The 13494-nt window shown below is 68.1% G+C and carries 14 protein-coding genes; 6 read left to right on the top strand and 8 right to left on the bottom strand.

Going from position 1 to position 13494, the window contains the following annotated elements:
• Positions 1-50: 50 nt before the first annotated feature.
• Positions 51-1604, bottom strand: coding sequence for a cytochrome P450 (locus MKCMC460_RS04755; RefSeq protein ID WP_309297869.1), 1554 nt, complete (start codon positions 1602-1604; stop codon positions 51-53).
• Positions 1605-1783: 179 nt separating this feature from the next.
• Between MKCMC460_RS04755 and MKCMC460_RS04750 the strand changes: the two genes are divergently transcribed.
• Together MKCMC460_RS04750 and MKCMC460_RS04745 are read left to right on the top strand one after the other, a co-directional pair.
• On the top strand, positions 1784-3196 hold the full coding sequence (locus MKCMC460_RS04750) for an NAD(P)/FAD-dependent oxidoreductase (RefSeq protein ID WP_236980558.1): 1413 nt from the start codon (positions 1784-1786) through the stop codon (positions 3194-3196).
• 218 nt (positions 3197-3414) lie between these two features.
• Complete coding sequence (locus MKCMC460_RS04745) at positions 3415-3531, top strand: PE domain-containing protein (protein ID WP_236980556.1); 117 nt, start codon at positions 3415-3417, stop codon at positions 3529-3531.
• A 22-nt stretch (positions 3532-3553) separates the two neighbouring features.
• Here MKCMC460_RS04745 and MKCMC460_RS04740 read toward each other — a convergent pair whose 3' ends face one another.
• The 5 genes from MKCMC460_RS04740 to MKCMC460_RS04720 all read right to left on the bottom strand — a co-directional run bounded on the left by MKCMC460_RS04740 (position 3554) and on the right by MKCMC460_RS04720 (position 8548).
• The gene (locus tag MKCMC460_RS04740) at positions 3554-4747 is read right to left on the bottom strand and encodes an O-succinylhomoserine sulfhydrylase (protein ID WP_236980541.1); all 1194 of its coding nucleotides are present in this window, start codon (positions 4745-4747) and stop codon (positions 3554-3556) included.
• Positions 4747-5166 carry a rhodanese-like domain-containing protein gene (locus MKCMC460_RS04735; protein ID WP_236980539.1) on the bottom strand — a complete coding sequence of 140 codons (420 nt, stop codon included), beginning with the start codon at positions 5164-5166 and terminating at the stop codon, positions 4747-4749. Before MKCMC460_RS04735 ends, MKCMC460_RS04740 begins: the two co-directional genes overlap by 1 nt.
• Complete coding sequence (purT, locus tag MKCMC460_RS04730) at positions 5163-6440, bottom strand: formate-dependent phosphoribosylglycinamide formyltransferase (protein WP_238305364.1); 1278 nt, start codon at positions 6438-6440, stop codon at positions 5163-5165. Before purT ends, MKCMC460_RS04735 begins: the two co-directional genes overlap by 4 nt.
• 165 nt (positions 6441-6605) lie before the next feature.
• Positions 6606-7253, bottom strand: coding sequence for a PaaI family thioesterase (locus MKCMC460_RS04725; RefSeq protein WP_236980537.1), 648 nt, complete (start codon positions 7251-7253; stop codon positions 6606-6608).
• The gene (locus MKCMC460_RS04720; RefSeq protein ID WP_236980535.1) at positions 7250-8548 is read right to left on the bottom strand and encodes an adenylosuccinate synthase; all 1299 of its coding nucleotides are present in this window, start codon (positions 8546-8548) and stop codon (positions 7250-7252) included. The genes MKCMC460_RS04725 and MKCMC460_RS04720 overlap by 4 nt, the downstream gene beginning before the upstream one ends.
• A 105-nt stretch (positions 8549-8653) precedes the next feature.
• On the opposite strand from MKCMC460_RS04720, the gene MKCMC460_RS04715 reads away from it, so the two are divergent.
• From MKCMC460_RS04715 to MKCMC460_RS04705, 3 genes are read left to right on the top strand one after another with little or no spacing between them, the layout of a single operon-like run.
• Positions 8654-9307, top strand: a complete 654-nt coding sequence (locus MKCMC460_RS04715; RefSeq protein ID WP_238305362.1) for a peptidase M50 — start codon at positions 8654-8656, stop codon at positions 9305-9307.
• Positions 9308-9316: 9 nt separating this feature from the next.
• Complete coding sequence (locus MKCMC460_RS04710) at positions 9317-10069, top strand: site-2 protease family protein (protein ID WP_236980531.1); 753 nt, start codon at positions 9317-9319, stop codon at positions 10067-10069.
• A 40-nt stretch (positions 10070-10109) separates the two neighbouring features.
• Positions 10110-11003 carry a cation diffusion facilitator family transporter gene (locus MKCMC460_RS04705; RefSeq protein ID WP_238305360.1) on the top strand — a complete coding sequence of 298 codons (894 nt, stop codon included), beginning with the start codon at positions 10110-10112 and terminating at the stop codon, positions 11001-11003.
• On the opposite strand, the gene MKCMC460_RS04700 is transcribed toward MKCMC460_RS04705, so the two are convergent.
• Positions 11000-11413 carry a DUF3151 domain-containing protein gene (locus tag MKCMC460_RS04700; protein ID WP_238305359.1) on the bottom strand — a complete coding sequence of 138 codons (414 nt, stop codon included), beginning with the start codon at positions 11411-11413 and terminating at the stop codon, positions 11000-11002. The genes MKCMC460_RS04705 and MKCMC460_RS04700 overlap by 4 nt on opposite strands.
• 71 nt (positions 11414-11484) lie before the next feature.
• Between MKCMC460_RS04700 and MKCMC460_RS04695 the strand changes: the two genes are divergently transcribed.
• Positions 11485-12306 carry a hypothetical protein gene (locus MKCMC460_RS04695; RefSeq protein WP_238305358.1) on the top strand — a complete coding sequence of 274 codons (822 nt, stop codon included), beginning with the start codon at positions 11485-11487 and terminating at the stop codon, positions 12304-12306.
• 129 nt (positions 12307-12435) lie between these two features.
• Here the strand turns inward: MKCMC460_RS04695 and fbaA are convergent, their stop codons facing one another.
• Positions 12436-13470, bottom strand: coding sequence for a class II fructose-bisphosphate aldolase (gene fbaA / locus MKCMC460_RS04690; protein WP_236980525.1), 1035 nt, complete (start codon positions 13468-13470; stop codon positions 12436-12438).
• Positions 13471-13494 lie beyond the last annotated feature (24 nt).

The following is a 13494-nucleotide window of genomic DNA, read 5'->3' as shown; positions in this document are numbered from 1 at the left end:
CGTCGCAACCCGCCGCGCGTGCGTCGGGATCGTCACACTCGCGGGATAAATCAAGCGCGGGTCAAGACCGCCGGCAGACCGCCCTTCACCATCACCGAGAAGGTGAACTGCGGCTCGGGCTGCCAGCCGTCGGGCACGCTGAGCCGGAAACGCTGGAACAGCATCGTCAGGAAGAACTGCGCCGCCATATAGGCCATGGTGGTGCCGAGGCAGAAATGCTGGCCGGAGCTGAACGGCATGAACGCCAGCCTCGGCCGCGCCCGCACCTGCTCGGGGTCCAGGAACCGCATCGGGTCGAAGCGGTCGGGCTCCGGCCACCAGCGCGGGTCGCGGTGCACCACCGACATCGAGGCCCCCACCAGCGTGAGTTTCGGCAGCCGGTAGCCGCCGAGTTCGTTGTCGGCCATGCAGAACCGCGGGAAGAACGGGTGCCCCTGCATGCGCTGACCCTCGTCGAAGCACGCTTTGGTCCAGCTCAGCCGCGACACGTCGTCGAAGTTGGGCAACGCGCCGTTCAGCGCGTCGACCTCGCCGTACAGCCTGGTCAGGCTGTCGGGGTTCTTCAGCAGCAGGGCCACCGTCCAGGTCAGGGCCGCGCCGGTGGGGTCGTAGGCGCCGCCGAGCAGGCCGACGATCTCGGCCGCCAGGTCGGCCCGGTTGATCGGCGAGCCGTCCTCGTACCGCGCGTCGAGCAAAGTGTCCAGGAAGTCCGGCGTCTCCGACGGGTGTTTCTTGCGGTCCTTGATCAGCCGGCCGACCAGCCGGTAGATCCGTGCCAACGCCGGCAGCAGACTCGAACGGCCTTTGCGCGGAAGGAGATTGGGGAACGGGACCATCAGCGTGGTCAGGCCGAGCAGTCCGGTGATGGCCCGCATGTCGGCGTCGAGCCGGCGCAACTCCTGCTCCCCGATCGAGGCGGAGAACAACGTCTTCAGGTAGACCTTCAACGTCATCAGCGAGATCTCGTACTGCAGGTCCACCGGCTGACCGGTCCCGGCGAACGACGACCAGCCGGCGAGGCGTTCGTCGAACTCGCTGCAGAACACGTCGGCCATCGTCGTCAGGTGCCGACGGGTGAACATCGGCATCAGCATCTTGCGGCGCTCCCGCAATTTCGGGCCTTCCAGCATGATGCTGTTGGCGCCGATCACCTTCAGCAGCGGACCCAGCAGGTCGTAGCGGCTGTACCGGCCGTCGGCGTCGTCCATGAACTCGCGCAACAGGTCCGGGTGAGTGACCGCGACCATGTCCAGCAGCGGCATCGGGATGCGGAACATGTCGCCGTAAGTGGCGGCGCCGCGGCTGATCAGCTCGAAGGGGTCGCGGCGCAGCTCGAAGAAGGAGCCGACGACCGGCAGCCCGGCCGGTCCCGGCGGCAACGGCAACGGACGCCCGTACCCGCGTACGGCGCCCAGCAGGGTGGGTACCGACAGCCGGGTGGGCCACAGCGGATCTTCCCGTAGCGCACCGACCACGCTGAGCCGGCCGCTGGACAACCGGCCCTCATCCGGCACGACGGGCGCGATCACCGGCGGCAGGTCCGCGTGAGTGTCCTCGCCCGCCGGCTCGAACGGCCGATACAGCGGCTCTTCCGCAGCGGTCAACGTGTCACACCCTTTCGTTAGGCATGCCTAAGTTACCGTGTCGGCGAAGTCCGCCGCGAATCGCGTCGCCGCCCGGCCGGACCGGGCCATATGAGCGCACCCGCCTGCAGACGGCACTCGGCGCGGCGACGTACGGTGTAACTGCGCCGCAGTCACCCGATGCGACTCCAAGGAGGACCATGACGCCCGTAGCCAGCGAACCCTCGGCCGACAAACGCCATCACGTCGTCATCATCGGAAGCGGGTTCGGCGGCTTGAACGCGGCCAGGAATCTCAAGCGGGCCGACGTGCGGGTCACACTGATCTCCAAGACCACCACCCACCTGTTCCAGCCGCTGCTGTACCAGGTGGCGACCGGCATTCTGTCCGAAGGCGACATCGCCCCCACCACCCGGCTCATCCTGCGCAAGCAGAAGAACGTGCGGGTGCTGTGGGGCGAGGTCAGCGAGGTCGATCTGAACGCGAAGACGGTCACGTCGCACCTGATGGGCATGTGGACCGTGACGTCCTACGACAGCCTGATCGTGGCGTCGGGTGCGCAGCAGTCCTACTTCGGCAACGACGAATTCGCCACCTACGCCCCCGGCATGAAGACCATCGACGACGCCCTGGAACTGCGCGGCCGCATCCTGAGCTCGTTCGAGGCCGCCGAGGTCGCGCTCGACCCGGCCGAGCGGGAACGACGGCTGACCTTTGTGGTGGTCGGCGCCGGGCCCACCGGCGTCGAGTTGGCCGGCGAGATCGTCCAGCTCGCCGAGCGCACCCTGGCCGGGGCGTTTCGCACCATCACCCCCACGGATTGCCGGGTGATCCTGCTCGACGCCGCACCCGCGGTGCTGCCGCCGATGGGCGAGAAGCTGGGCCTCAAAGCGCAGCGGCGGCTGGAGAAGATGGACGTCGAGGTCCAGCTCAACGCGATGGTGACCGCCGTCGACTACCAGGGCATCACCGTCAAGGACAAAGACGGCACCGAGCGTCGCATCGGCTGCGCCTGCAAAGTCTGGGCGGCCGGCGTGCAAGCCAGCCCGCTGGGCAAGATGCTCGCCGAGCAGTCCGACGGCACCGAAACCGACCGCGCCGGACGAGTGATCGTCGAGCCCGACCTGACCGTGAAGGGACACCCGAACGTCTTCGTCGTCGGCGACCTCACCTCGGTACCCGGGGTGCCCGGCATGGCCCAGGGCGCCATCCAGGGCGCACGCTACGTCACCAATGTCATCAAACACATCGTCAAGGGCCACGACGATCCCGCCACCCGCGAGCCCTTCAAGTACCACGACAAGGGCAGCATGGCGCTGGTCTCGCGGTACAGCGCCGTCGCGCAGATCGGCAAGATCGAGTTCGCCGGCTTCTTCGCCTGGTTGGCGTGGCTGCTGCTGCACCTCATCTACCTGGTCGGCCACCGCAACCGACTCGCCGCCATGTTCTCCTGGGGCATCTCGTTCCTGGGCCGCACCCGCGGGCAGATGGCCATCACCAGCCAGATGATCTACGCCCGCGTGGTGACCAACTGGATGGAGGAGCAAGCCGAGCAGGGGGCGCTGGCCGCCGCCGAACAAACCGACGAGGCCGAACGCAAGGCGGCGGGGTAGCTCGCTCCCGCCGCCGGCCTGGTGTTCGCCTGCACATCCTGCGACGGGCGGTGGACCGCGGGAACGTGGCCGACCGAGCCTTTGGCAGTTTGCTGTGAATCAGCTTGAGATAGCCTGCCAGGTTCGGAAATCGGACATTTGCAACGCGGACGGCGCTTAACGTCAGCTCACCGTTTCGGGACGGTGTTCACAATCGCTTACAGCGGGCTGGGGATGACATGTCCTTTCTGAATGCTGCGCCCGACGCGCTCGCCGCCGCGTCGCGCACGATCGCCGACATCGGTTCGACATTGGGTTCTGCCAATACCGCGGCATCCGAAGCGACGCACGGCTGACTCTCGCGCGGTCCAACGCGGGCTAACGCAGCGCCCTATCGATATCGGCGATCAGGTCGTCGGTGCCCTCCAGGCCCACCGAGATGCGCACCACGCCGTCGCCGAGCCCGATCGCGGCCCGGCCCTCTGGTCCCATCGCCCGGTGCGTTGTCGTAGCCGGGTGCGTCACAAGCGATTTCGCGTCACCGAGGTTGTTGGAGATGTCGATCAACTGCAACTTGTCCAGCACCTCGAAGGCGCGTTGCTTGTAGTCGCCGTCGTCGGCCTTAAGTTCGAACGTGACAACCGTTCCGCCGCCGGACATCTGCCGCTTGGCGAGGTCGTACTGCGGATGTGACGGCAGGAACGGGTAGCGCACCCAACTCACCGCCGGATGACCTTCCAGGAATTCGGCGATGCGCTGCGCGGAAGCGTTGCTGTACTGGACTCGAACCGCAAGCGTCTCAAGGCCTTTGAGCAGCACCCACGCATTGAAGGCGCTCATCGCCGGGCCGGTGTGCCGCATCAGTTTCTGCACCGGGCCGTCGATGTATTCTTTGTCGCCCAGAATGGCGCCACCGAGTACCCGGCCCTGCCCGTCGATGTGCTTGGTGCCGGAATAAACCACCACGTCCACCCCGAGCGGGAAACCCTGCTGTAGCAAAGGAGTGGCGAAGACGTTGTCCAACACCACCTTTGCTCCGGCGGCATGCGCCAGCTCGGTCACCGCGGCGATGTCGACCAGCGACTGCATCGGATTGGACGGCGTCTCGAAGAACACCGCCTGGGTGGGTACCGAGAGAGCCTGCTCCCACTGGGACAGGTCGTCGCCGTCGACGAACACGGTCTGCACGCCCCAGCGCGGCAGGATCTCGTTGCACACCACGAAACACGAGCCGAACAGGCTGCGCGCGGCCACCAACCGGTCACCGGCGCCCAGCAGCGCACCCAGCGACACGAACACCGCGGCCATCCCACTGGCCGTCGCGAACGCCGCCGGAGCGCCCTCGATCAGCCGCAGGCGTTCCTGGAACATGTTCACCGTCGGATTGCCGTAGCGCGAGTAGACGTAGTGGTCGACCTCGCCGGTGAACGACTGCTCGGCCACCGACGCCGACGGATACACGTAACCCGACGTCAGAAACATCGCCTCGGAGGTCTCTTCGAACCCCGAGCGGGTCAGGCCGCCGCGCACCCCGAGAGTGGCCTGGCTGACACCGTCCGGCAGCCCGTTCATCAACCTTGCTTCCACGGCAGTCCGACCGCGCGCCACCCCGTTCCGCCACGATGGCCCTGGGCGTCGAGCTGACCTTCGAAGCCGTCCAGCACGTTGTACGACGGCGTCAGGCCCGCCTCGGTGGCCACCTCGGCGGCGCCGATGGACCGGTTACCCGAACGGCACAGGAACACCAGCGGCCGCTCGGTCTCGCCGGAGTCCGGGATCTGCTCTTGGAGCTCGGCGAGGAAATTCTCGTTGTGCTGACCGCTGGACTTGTTCCACTCGACGAACACCACGTCACGGCCGAGGCTGGACAGATCCGGGACGCCGACGAAACTCCATTCGGCATCGGTGCGCACGTCCACCAGCACGGCGTGCGGATTCTCGGTCAACACTTTCCAGGCCTCGAGCGGCGTGATGTCTCCTGCGTAACTCACGCGCGCGAGTCTCGCACATTCAGCCTGGCAGCGACCTGCCGGGCGCGGTCCCGGGCGACGGCCAACTCGGGCGCGGTGGCCAGCGCCAGCCCCCAGCTGGGCGGCGCCGCATCCGAGCCAGCCGAGGCGGCCGGATCGAACACCCGCACGTCGCTCTCGGGCACGGCCAGGGCCGCGGCGAGCAAATCGCCGCTGGGCGCGGCGCCCGGCGCGGAGGGGCCACGGGTGATCACCCGGGCGGCGCCCGGCGACACCATCATGGTGTCCACCGCTACCCCCAGAATCGCCCGGGCCTGCAACTCGAACGCCGAAAGCCGCTGGCTACGCAGCGTCACCCAGGCGCTGTCGCTGGGACCCGCAGCGACCTCGCTGAAGTACACCTCGTCCCCGTTGATCATCAGTTCGACGCCGAAGACGCCGCGCCCACCCAAGGACTTAACGATGCGCGCGGCGATCGACTTGGCCGCGTCCAGCGCGGCGGTGCTCATTTGCTGAGGCTGCCAGGACTCCAGCCCGTCGGCGCCGTTGCTGCGATGACCGATCGGGCTGCAGAACTCGATGACCGGCCCGGACGGGCCTTCGCTGCGGACAACGATCAGCGTGACCAAAAACTCGACATCGACCACTGTCTCGGCCCACACCCGGCCACCCCGGCCCGCGCGCTCCCAGGCCGGCGCGACCTCCTCGGGCGTCCGCACCACCGATCGGCCCTGCCCGCTCGGACCGGCGACCGGTTTGACCAGCAACGGGAAGCCGGCGTGCGCGGCCACCGCCTCCAGTTCGGCCAGCGAGTCGACGAACCAGAACGGCGCAGTCGGCAGGCCCAGCTCATCGGCGGCGTGGCGGCGCAGGCCCTCGCGGTCGGCGATGAGCCGGGCCGCACGCAAACTCGGTACCCACTCGACGTCTTGGCCCTCGGCCGACTCGAACGCTTCGAGGGCCCCGAACACGACCGCATCGGTGCGCGTCACCACGAAGTCAGGTTGCAGGCTAACCAGCACCGCGGTGAGCTCCTCGGCGTCGGTGAGCGTCTCGGCGTCGGCGGTCATTACCTCCGCGCCAAGCCGCTGCAGCGCGACGGTCAACTCCTCGCCGGCGTCGTCGGTGCCCAGCAGCAGCAATCTCGGCCCGGCCTCGTTTTCCGGTTCCGGGTCTTGCGGCTCGAGCGGTTCGGCTGTCGCGGGCGCTTCCGTCGGTTTCTCGACGGACCAGATCGCCGTAGCACCCTCAGCCGCTGGGCGATCCTGCGCGCCGGTCTCCTGCCGCTCGGTCAAGCAGTCACCCCCTCCGTCGTGAGTTGTCTCGCCGACAAGGATAGGTGCGGGGGGCGAGAACGCCGCGTCTTGACTCATTTCGCGACGCATATGAGTGCCAAATGTGCTTCGAGACCAGCCGCGACGTATCACCGCGCCGGACCCCAGGGCGGCGTTAGGGCGCTGTCAGGGCTGGCCGGGCAGCAGGCGGACCATCAGGCCGTGACCTTCGGCCAGCAGGGTGCCGTCGTCCTCGCACAGTTCGGCGGAGACGAACGCCTTGCGTCCCTCGACACGGGTGACCCGGCCGCTGATCCGCAGCGGCCGGTCGATCGGGGTGATCTTGCGATAGTCGACGTGCAGGAAGGCCGTGCGGCTGATCGGCCGCCCGGCGGCATGCGAAATCATGCCGAACATGTGGTCGAACAGCAGCGGCAGCACGCCGCCGTGCACCGCCCAGTTGCCGCCGACGTGGAAACGGGTGAAGTGGCCCTCCATTTCGACGCCGTCGGCGCCGTAACGGGTCAACGTCCAGGGCGGCAGCAGCAGGCTGCCCATCCCGGGCAGCTCGGGCGTGCGACCGGCCGGCGGTTTTCCCGGGTCGGCGCTCTGAAACGGGCTGAGCAACTCCACCAGGGCGGCGGCGCGCTCGGCCGCCTCGTCCCAGACGTCGTCGCCGGGGTCGGCGGACACCGCCAGGTCCTGGACACGGCGCATGGCCGCCACGAACTTGCCGAACCCGGGACCCGGAGTGGCCGGGCTGTACTCGGGGAAGCCGCCGTGGTGCTCGTATTCGGGGTCTAGATCGGTGGGGTTGTCGGGAACCTCGGTCACGGGCGAGCCCGCAGCACATCGCGTCGCACGATGGTCTGGTCCCGCCCCGGCCCCACACCGATGCACGAAACATGTGCTCCGGCAAGCTCTTCCAGTCGCAGCACATAGTCGCGCGCCTTGGCCGGCAGATCGTCGAACTCGCGGGCGGTGGAAATGTCCTCCCACCACCCGGGCAGCTCCTCGTACACCGGCTTGGCGTGGCAGAGCTCGCGCTGGGTCATCGGCATCTCGTCGGTGCGCTTGCCGTCGACCTCGTAGCCGACGCAGACCGGCACCGTCTGCAAGCTGGACAGCACGTCCAGCTTGGTCAGGAAGTAGTCGGTGATGCCGTTGACCCGGGTGGCATAGCGCGCGATGACGGCGTCGAACCAGCCGCAGCGGCGCCGCCGGCCGGTGGTCACCCCGAACTCCCCACCCGTCTTGGACAGGTACTCGCCGTTCTCGTCGAACAGCTCGGTGGGGAACGGGCCCGAACCCACCCGGGTGGTGTAGGCCTTGAGGATCCCCAACACCGTGCCGATCCGGGTCGGGCCGATGCCCGAACCCACCGCCGCGCCGCCCGCGGTCGGATTCGACGACGTCACATACGGGTAAGTGCCGTGGTCGACGTCGAGCAGGGTGCCCTGCGAGCCTTCCAGTAGCACGGTCTCGCCGGCGTCCAACGCGTTGTTCAGTAGCAGCCGGGTGTCGGCGATGCGGTGCCGGAACCCGGCGGCCTGCTCCAGCAGCGCCTCGACCACCTGCTCGGGCTCGAGGGCCTTGCGGTTGTAGATCTTGACCAGCACCTGGTTCTTGAACTCGAGCGCGGCCTGGACCTTGTGCGCGAGCTGATCCGGGTCCAGCACGTCGGCGACCCGGATGCCCATCCGGGCGATCTTGTCCTGGTAGCAGGGTCCGATACCGCGCCCGGTGGTGCCGATCTTCTTGCTGCCCATGTAGCGCTCGGTGACCTTATCGATAGCCACGTGATAGGGCATCAGCAGGTGCGCGTCGGCGGAGATCAGCAGCTTGGAGGTGTCCACATCGCGGTCTTGCAGGCCTTTGAGCTCGTCGAGCAGGACACCGGGGTCGATCACCACGCCGTTGCCGATCACGTTGGTGACCCCGGGCGTCAATACGCCCGACGGGATGAGGTGCAGGGCGAAGTTCTCACCGGTAGGCAGCACCACGGTATGCCCGGCGTTGTTGCCACCCTGATAGCGCACCACCCACTGCACGCGTCCGCCGAGCAGATCCGTGGCTTTACCTTTGCCCTCGTCGCCCCACTGGGCGCCGATAAGGACGATTGCCGGCATGACTTGCTCCTGCTCTGGCGGGGTTGTGCCCGCATATTGTGGTCCAGCCGGTGACCTACCCTATCCTGCGGTGCCCCGAGAACCTCAAAAATGCTGCCAAAACGCATGAAAGCCGACCATCAGCCGCCCGCCGCCGTCTTGCTGTTCGACGACAAGCCGGTGCCGCGCGGCCTGGCTGATCTGCCCACCCACCGCGCTGCGACGTCCGACGGCGTCGACGCGCTGCTGGCCGACTGCCAGCGGCTGGTGGTGGTGGGTTCCGACGCCGACCTGGCCATGGTGCTGCGTCGCCTGCTGCGCGCCGACCGGCTGGATGTCGAGGTGGCGTATGCGCCCCGGCGGCGGACCCGTGCCACCCGCGCCTACCGGTTGCCGGCCGGTCGGCGTGCGGCGCGTCGGGCGCGGCACGGCAGCGCCAGCCGGGTGCCGTTGATCCGCGACGAGACCGGCACGGTGCTGGTCGGGCGCGCCCGCTGGCTGCCGGTCGAGGGGGCCACGACGATCCGCGGCGAGGCGGTGGTCGACGACGCGGTGCTGTTCGACGGCGAGGCCGCCGAGCTGTGGGTCGAGCCGACGCTGGCGGTGCCGGGCCTGCGGGCCTGTCTGCCGGGCCGCTGGATCAGACGCTGGGTCGGCGGGCGCGCGGCCCAGCTCGGCACCACCGGAGCGACCGTGCTGCGCGACGGGGTGCCGGCGCCGCGGGCGGTGCGACGCTCGACGTTCTACCGCAACGTCGAAGGGTGGCTACAGGTTCGGTAGTTTCGACCGGTGCGCCCCAGCCCGGTCTTCCTCGGCCTGATCGGAGCGACGGCCGTGGGTGCGGCGCTGGCCTGGACCGCCGGATCATCGGTGCGGCCGATGGCGTACGCGGGGGTGTTCATCCTCGTCATCGCCGGGTGGCTGGTGTCGCTGTGCCTACACGAGTTCGGGCACGCCTACACCGCCTGGCGCTTCGGCGACCACGATGTGGCCGTCCGCGGCTACCTGGACCTGGATCCGCGGCGCTACGCCAGCCCCGGGCTGTCGCTGGTGCTGCCGATGATCTTCATCGCGCTGGGCGGGATCGGGCTGCCGGGCGCCGCGGTGTATTTACAGACCTCGTTCATGACGCCGGCACGCCGGACCCTGGTCAGCCTGGCCGGCCCGACGATGAATCTTGTTCTGGCAGTGCTGCTTTTGACGGCGACACGGGTGTTCTACGATCCGGCGCACTGGGTGCTGGCGGCGGGTCTGGCGTTTCTGGGTTTTCTGCAGGTCACCGCGGTAGTGCTGAACCTGTTGCCGATTCCGGGCTTGGACGGCTATGACGCGCTGGAGCCGCACCTGAGCCCGCAGACGCAGCGCGCGGTGGCGCCGGCCAAGCAGTTCGGCCTGTTCGTCCTGCTGGTCGTGCTGTTGGCGCCGGGGTTGAATCAGTGGTTCTTCGAGTCGGTGTACTGGCTTTTCGGCCTTTCCGGCGTGCCGCCGCGGCTGGCTCAGGCCGGCGGGATATTGACCCGCTTCTGGAGCGCCTGGGCCTGACCATTGCGATATATGCGAAATTGCGCATATATTAAGCGGCATGGGCGCCGGACACAGCCACACCCCCGCCGAGGCGGACGCGTCGCGGATGATCCGCCGCATGGTCGGCGCCGCGGCCATCCTGGCGACGTTCTTCGTCGTCGAGCTGACCACCGCGCTGTTGATCAACTCGATCGCGCTGCTGGCCGACGCCGGACACATGCTCACCGATGTGGTCGCGGTGTTCATGGGGTTGGCTGCCGTGGTGCTGGCTCGCCGCGGCAGCTCGTCGCCCGGTCGCACCTACGGCTGGCATCGGGCCGAAGTGTTCACCGCGGTGGCCAACGCGGTACTACTGGTCGGCGTCGCGATGTTCATCCTCTACGAGGCGATCGACCGGCTCAGGGAAGCGCCGGCGGTACCCGGTGTGCCCATGATCGTGGTCGCACTGGCCGGGGTGGCGGCGAACTTCGCCGTGGCGATGCTGCTGCGCTCGCATTCCGAGGCCAGCCTGGCCGTCAAGGGCGCCTACATGGAAGTCGTCGCCGACACCGTCGGCAGCATCGGCGTGCTGATCGCCGGCATCGTGACCGTCACCACGCACTGGCCGTACGCCGACGTGGTGGTCGCGGTGCTGGTTGCACTGTGGGTGCTGCCGCGGGCGATCGCCCTGGCCCGCGCTGCGCTACGCATCTTGTCCGAGTCGTCGCCGGCTCATATCGACGTCGAGGAATTGCGCTCGGCGCTCGGCGCGGTCGACGGCGTCACCGATGTGCACGACCTGCACGTGTGGACGCTGTCGCCCGGCAAAGACATGGCCACCGCGCATCTGACCAGCGTCGGCGAATCCGCCCGGGTACTCAGTGACGCGCGCGCGGTGCTGTCGGCCCGCGGACTGGACCACGCGACCGTCCAGATCGACTGTCCGGACGGGCACTGCGAGGAGACGTTCTAAAGGCCCAGCGCAGTGCGGGCGGCGGGGTCGCAGTCGTCGAGCAGATCCACGCAGCGGCGATACTCGTCGGTCTCGCCGATCGCGTCGGCGGCGCGCGCCAGGGCCGCCACACAGCGCAGAAAACCGCGGTTCGGCTCGTGCGAGAACGGCACCGGGCCGAATCCCTTCCAGCCGTTGCGGCGCAGCTGGTCCAGGCCCCGGTGGTAGCCGGTACGGGCATAGGCGTAGGCCGTGATGGCCCGGTCCTCGGCCAGCGCCTCCTCGGCCAGCGCGGCCCAGGCCACCGAAGCCGACGGATGCGCCGCCGCCACGATTCCCGGCCGCTCGTTCGCGAGTAGCTCCGCTTCAGCCTCACTGTCGCCCGGCAGCAGAATCGGATCAGGTCCCAGCAGATCACCCATCGGAGTCATGGGACACATTGTGCCAACACCGCTACCTCGGGGATCACGCCAACCGCGGGTTGGGTCGCTAAGCTCCTTTCATGCCCAACGCACCCGAGCCAGATCGCGGCGGCACAGGTTCCAGCGGCACACCGGGCCCGCAGCGCAACCCTGACAACGCCGAAACCGAGACCGTCGCCATCGTCAAGCGGCAACCGGAGGAGAGCACCGAGGCGACGGTGCCTGACGGGCAGCCCGAGCGCCGGTTCACCGCACCGGGTTTCGACGAAAAAGAGACACAGGTGTTCGCCACCGCCACCGAGGCGCCCACCGAGGTTTTCGAGACGCGTCCCGCGCCGGCGGCTGGGCCGACCGCTGCGTCACCCGCTCCACCCATCCCGCCGGCGCCGCCATTGCCACCGAAAACAGCTGTGCCGCAGTCGATTCCGGCGCGTGGCGGGGTAAACCAGACCCAGGCGGCCAAGAATCGCAACTGGGGTTGGGTGCTGGCCATCGTGGTCATCGTGCTGGCGCTGGCCGCGATCGCGATCTTCGGGACCGTGCTGCTGACCCGCGGCAAGCACGAGAAGGCCTCGCAGGAGGACCAGGTCAGGCAGACCATCCAGAATTTCGACGTCGCGATTCAACGGGGTGACCTGACCGCGCTGCGCAGCATCACCTGCGGCACCACTCGCGACGGCTATGTGGACTACGACGAAAAGGCGTGGGCCGAAACCTACCGGCGGGTCTCGGCGGCCAAGCAGTACCCGATGATCGCCAGCATCGATCAGATCGTCGTCAACGGCGAGCACGCCGAGGCCAACGTCACCACGTTCATGGCCTACGACCCGCAGGTCCGCTCGACGCGCAGCCTGGACCTGCAGTTCCGCGACGACCAGTGGAAGATCTGCCAGTCCAACTGAGGACTCCGCGCCTGTTTCGCCTCGCCTCGCGTGTAACCAGGGCGCAAATCGCAGCCGATTTCCGCCGTCGTTTCAGGGCGAGGCAGAGTGGCGAGGCGCGGCGAAGTCGAACGCACCCCGCCGCGCGCGTCAGCCGGCCAGCGACTTGCCGGCGCAGTGCAGGTCGTTGCAGGCCTCGATAACCCGCTCGGTCATCCCGGCCTCGGCCTTCTTGAGGTAGCTGCGCGGGTCGTAGACCTTCTTGTTGCCCACGTCGCCGTCGACCTTGAGCACGCCGTCGTAGTTGGTGAACATGTGCGCGACGATCGGGCGGGTGAACGCGTACTGCGTGTCGGTGTCGACGTTCATCTTCACCACGCCGTACCGCAGCGCCTCCTCGATCTCGGACTTCTCCGATCCCGAGCCGCCGTGGAAGACGAAGTCGAAGGGTTGCGCGTCGTCGGACAGACCCAGCTTGGCCGCGGCCACCTTCTGGCCCTGGGCCAGGATGTCGGGGCGCAGCTTGACGTTGCCCGGCTTGTAGACGCCGTGCACGTTGCCGAATGTGGCGGCCAGCAGGTAGTGCCCGTGCTCCCCGTGACCGAGCGCGTCGATGGTCTTCTCGAAGTCCTCGGGGGTGGTGTAGAGCTTGTCGTTGATCTCGTTGGCGACGCCGTCCTCCTCGCCGCCGACGACACCGATCTCGATCTCCAGGATGATCTTGGCGGCCGCCGCCTGCTTCAGCAGCTCCTGGGCGATCTCCAGGTTCTCGTCGATCGGCACCGCCGAGCCGTCCCACATGTGCGACTGGAACAACGGGTTCTCGCCCTTGCCGACCCGCTCGGCCGAGATAGCCAGCAGCGGCCGCACGTAGGTGTCCAGCTTGTCCTTCGGACAGTGGTCGGTGTGCAGCGCGACGTTGATCGGGTACTTGTCGGCGATGATGTGGGCGAACTCGGCCAGTGCGACCGCGCCGGTCACCATCTCCTTGATGCCCAGCCCGGAGCCGAATTCCGCACCGCCCGTCGAGAACTGGATGATTCCGTCGCTGCCGGCGTCGGCGAAGCCCTTGATGGCAGCGTTGATGGTTTCCGAGGAAGTGCAGTTGATGGCCGGGAACGCGTACGCGTTCGCCTTGGCCCGTCCCAGCATCTCGGCGTAAATCTCGGGCGTTGCGATGGGCATGGAAGGTTCCTCTCGAAGACTGGT

Origin of the sequence: Mycobacterium sp. 20KCMC460 (genome assembly GCF_022179425.1) — a bacterium.
GTDB lineage: Bacteria > Actinomycetota > Actinomycetes > Mycobacteriales > Mycobacteriaceae > Mycobacterium > Mycobacterium kiyosense.
The sequence above is the reverse complement of the archived record's forward strand: the minus strand, read 5'-3'. Positions and strand labels throughout refer to the sequence as shown.

Bases quoted from the DNA above. Each gene is read 5' to 3' on its own strand.
- MKCMC460_RS04700 (WP_238305359.1), bottom strand. From the start codon at position 11,413: ATGACTCCGATGGGTGATCTGCTGGGACCTGATCCGATTCTGCTGCCG.
- MKCMC460_RS04745 (WP_236980556.1), top strand. From the start codon at position 3,415: ATGTCCTTTCTGAATGCTGCGCCCGACGCGCTCGCCGCCGCGTCGCGC.
- MKCMC460_RS04740 (WP_236980541.1), bottom strand. From the start codon at position 4,747: ATGAACGGGCTGCCGGACGGTGTCAGCCAGGCCACTCTCGGGGTGCGC.
- MKCMC460_RS04720 (WP_236980535.1), bottom strand. From the start codon at position 8,548: ATGCCGGCAATCGTCCTTATCGGCGCCCAGTGGGGCGACGAGGGCAAA.
- MKCMC460_RS04695 (WP_238305358.1), top strand. From the start codon at position 11,485: ATGCCCAACGCACCCGAGCCAGATCGCGGCGGCACAGGTTCCAGCGGC.
- MKCMC460_RS04750 (WP_236980558.1), top strand. From the start codon at position 1,784: ATGACGCCCGTAGCCAGCGAACCCTCGGCCGACAAACGCCATCACGTC.
- fbaA (WP_236980525.1), bottom strand. From the start codon at position 13,470: ATGCCCATCGCAACGCCCGAGATTTACGCCGAGATGCTGGGACGGGCC.
- MKCMC460_RS04705 (WP_238305360.1), top strand. From the start codon at position 10,110: ATGGGCGCCGGACACAGCCACACCCCCGCCGAGGCGGACGCGTCGCGG.
- MKCMC460_RS04715 (WP_238305362.1), top strand. From the start codon at position 8,654: ATGAAAGCCGACCATCAGCCGCCCGCCGCCGTCTTGCTGTTCGACGAC.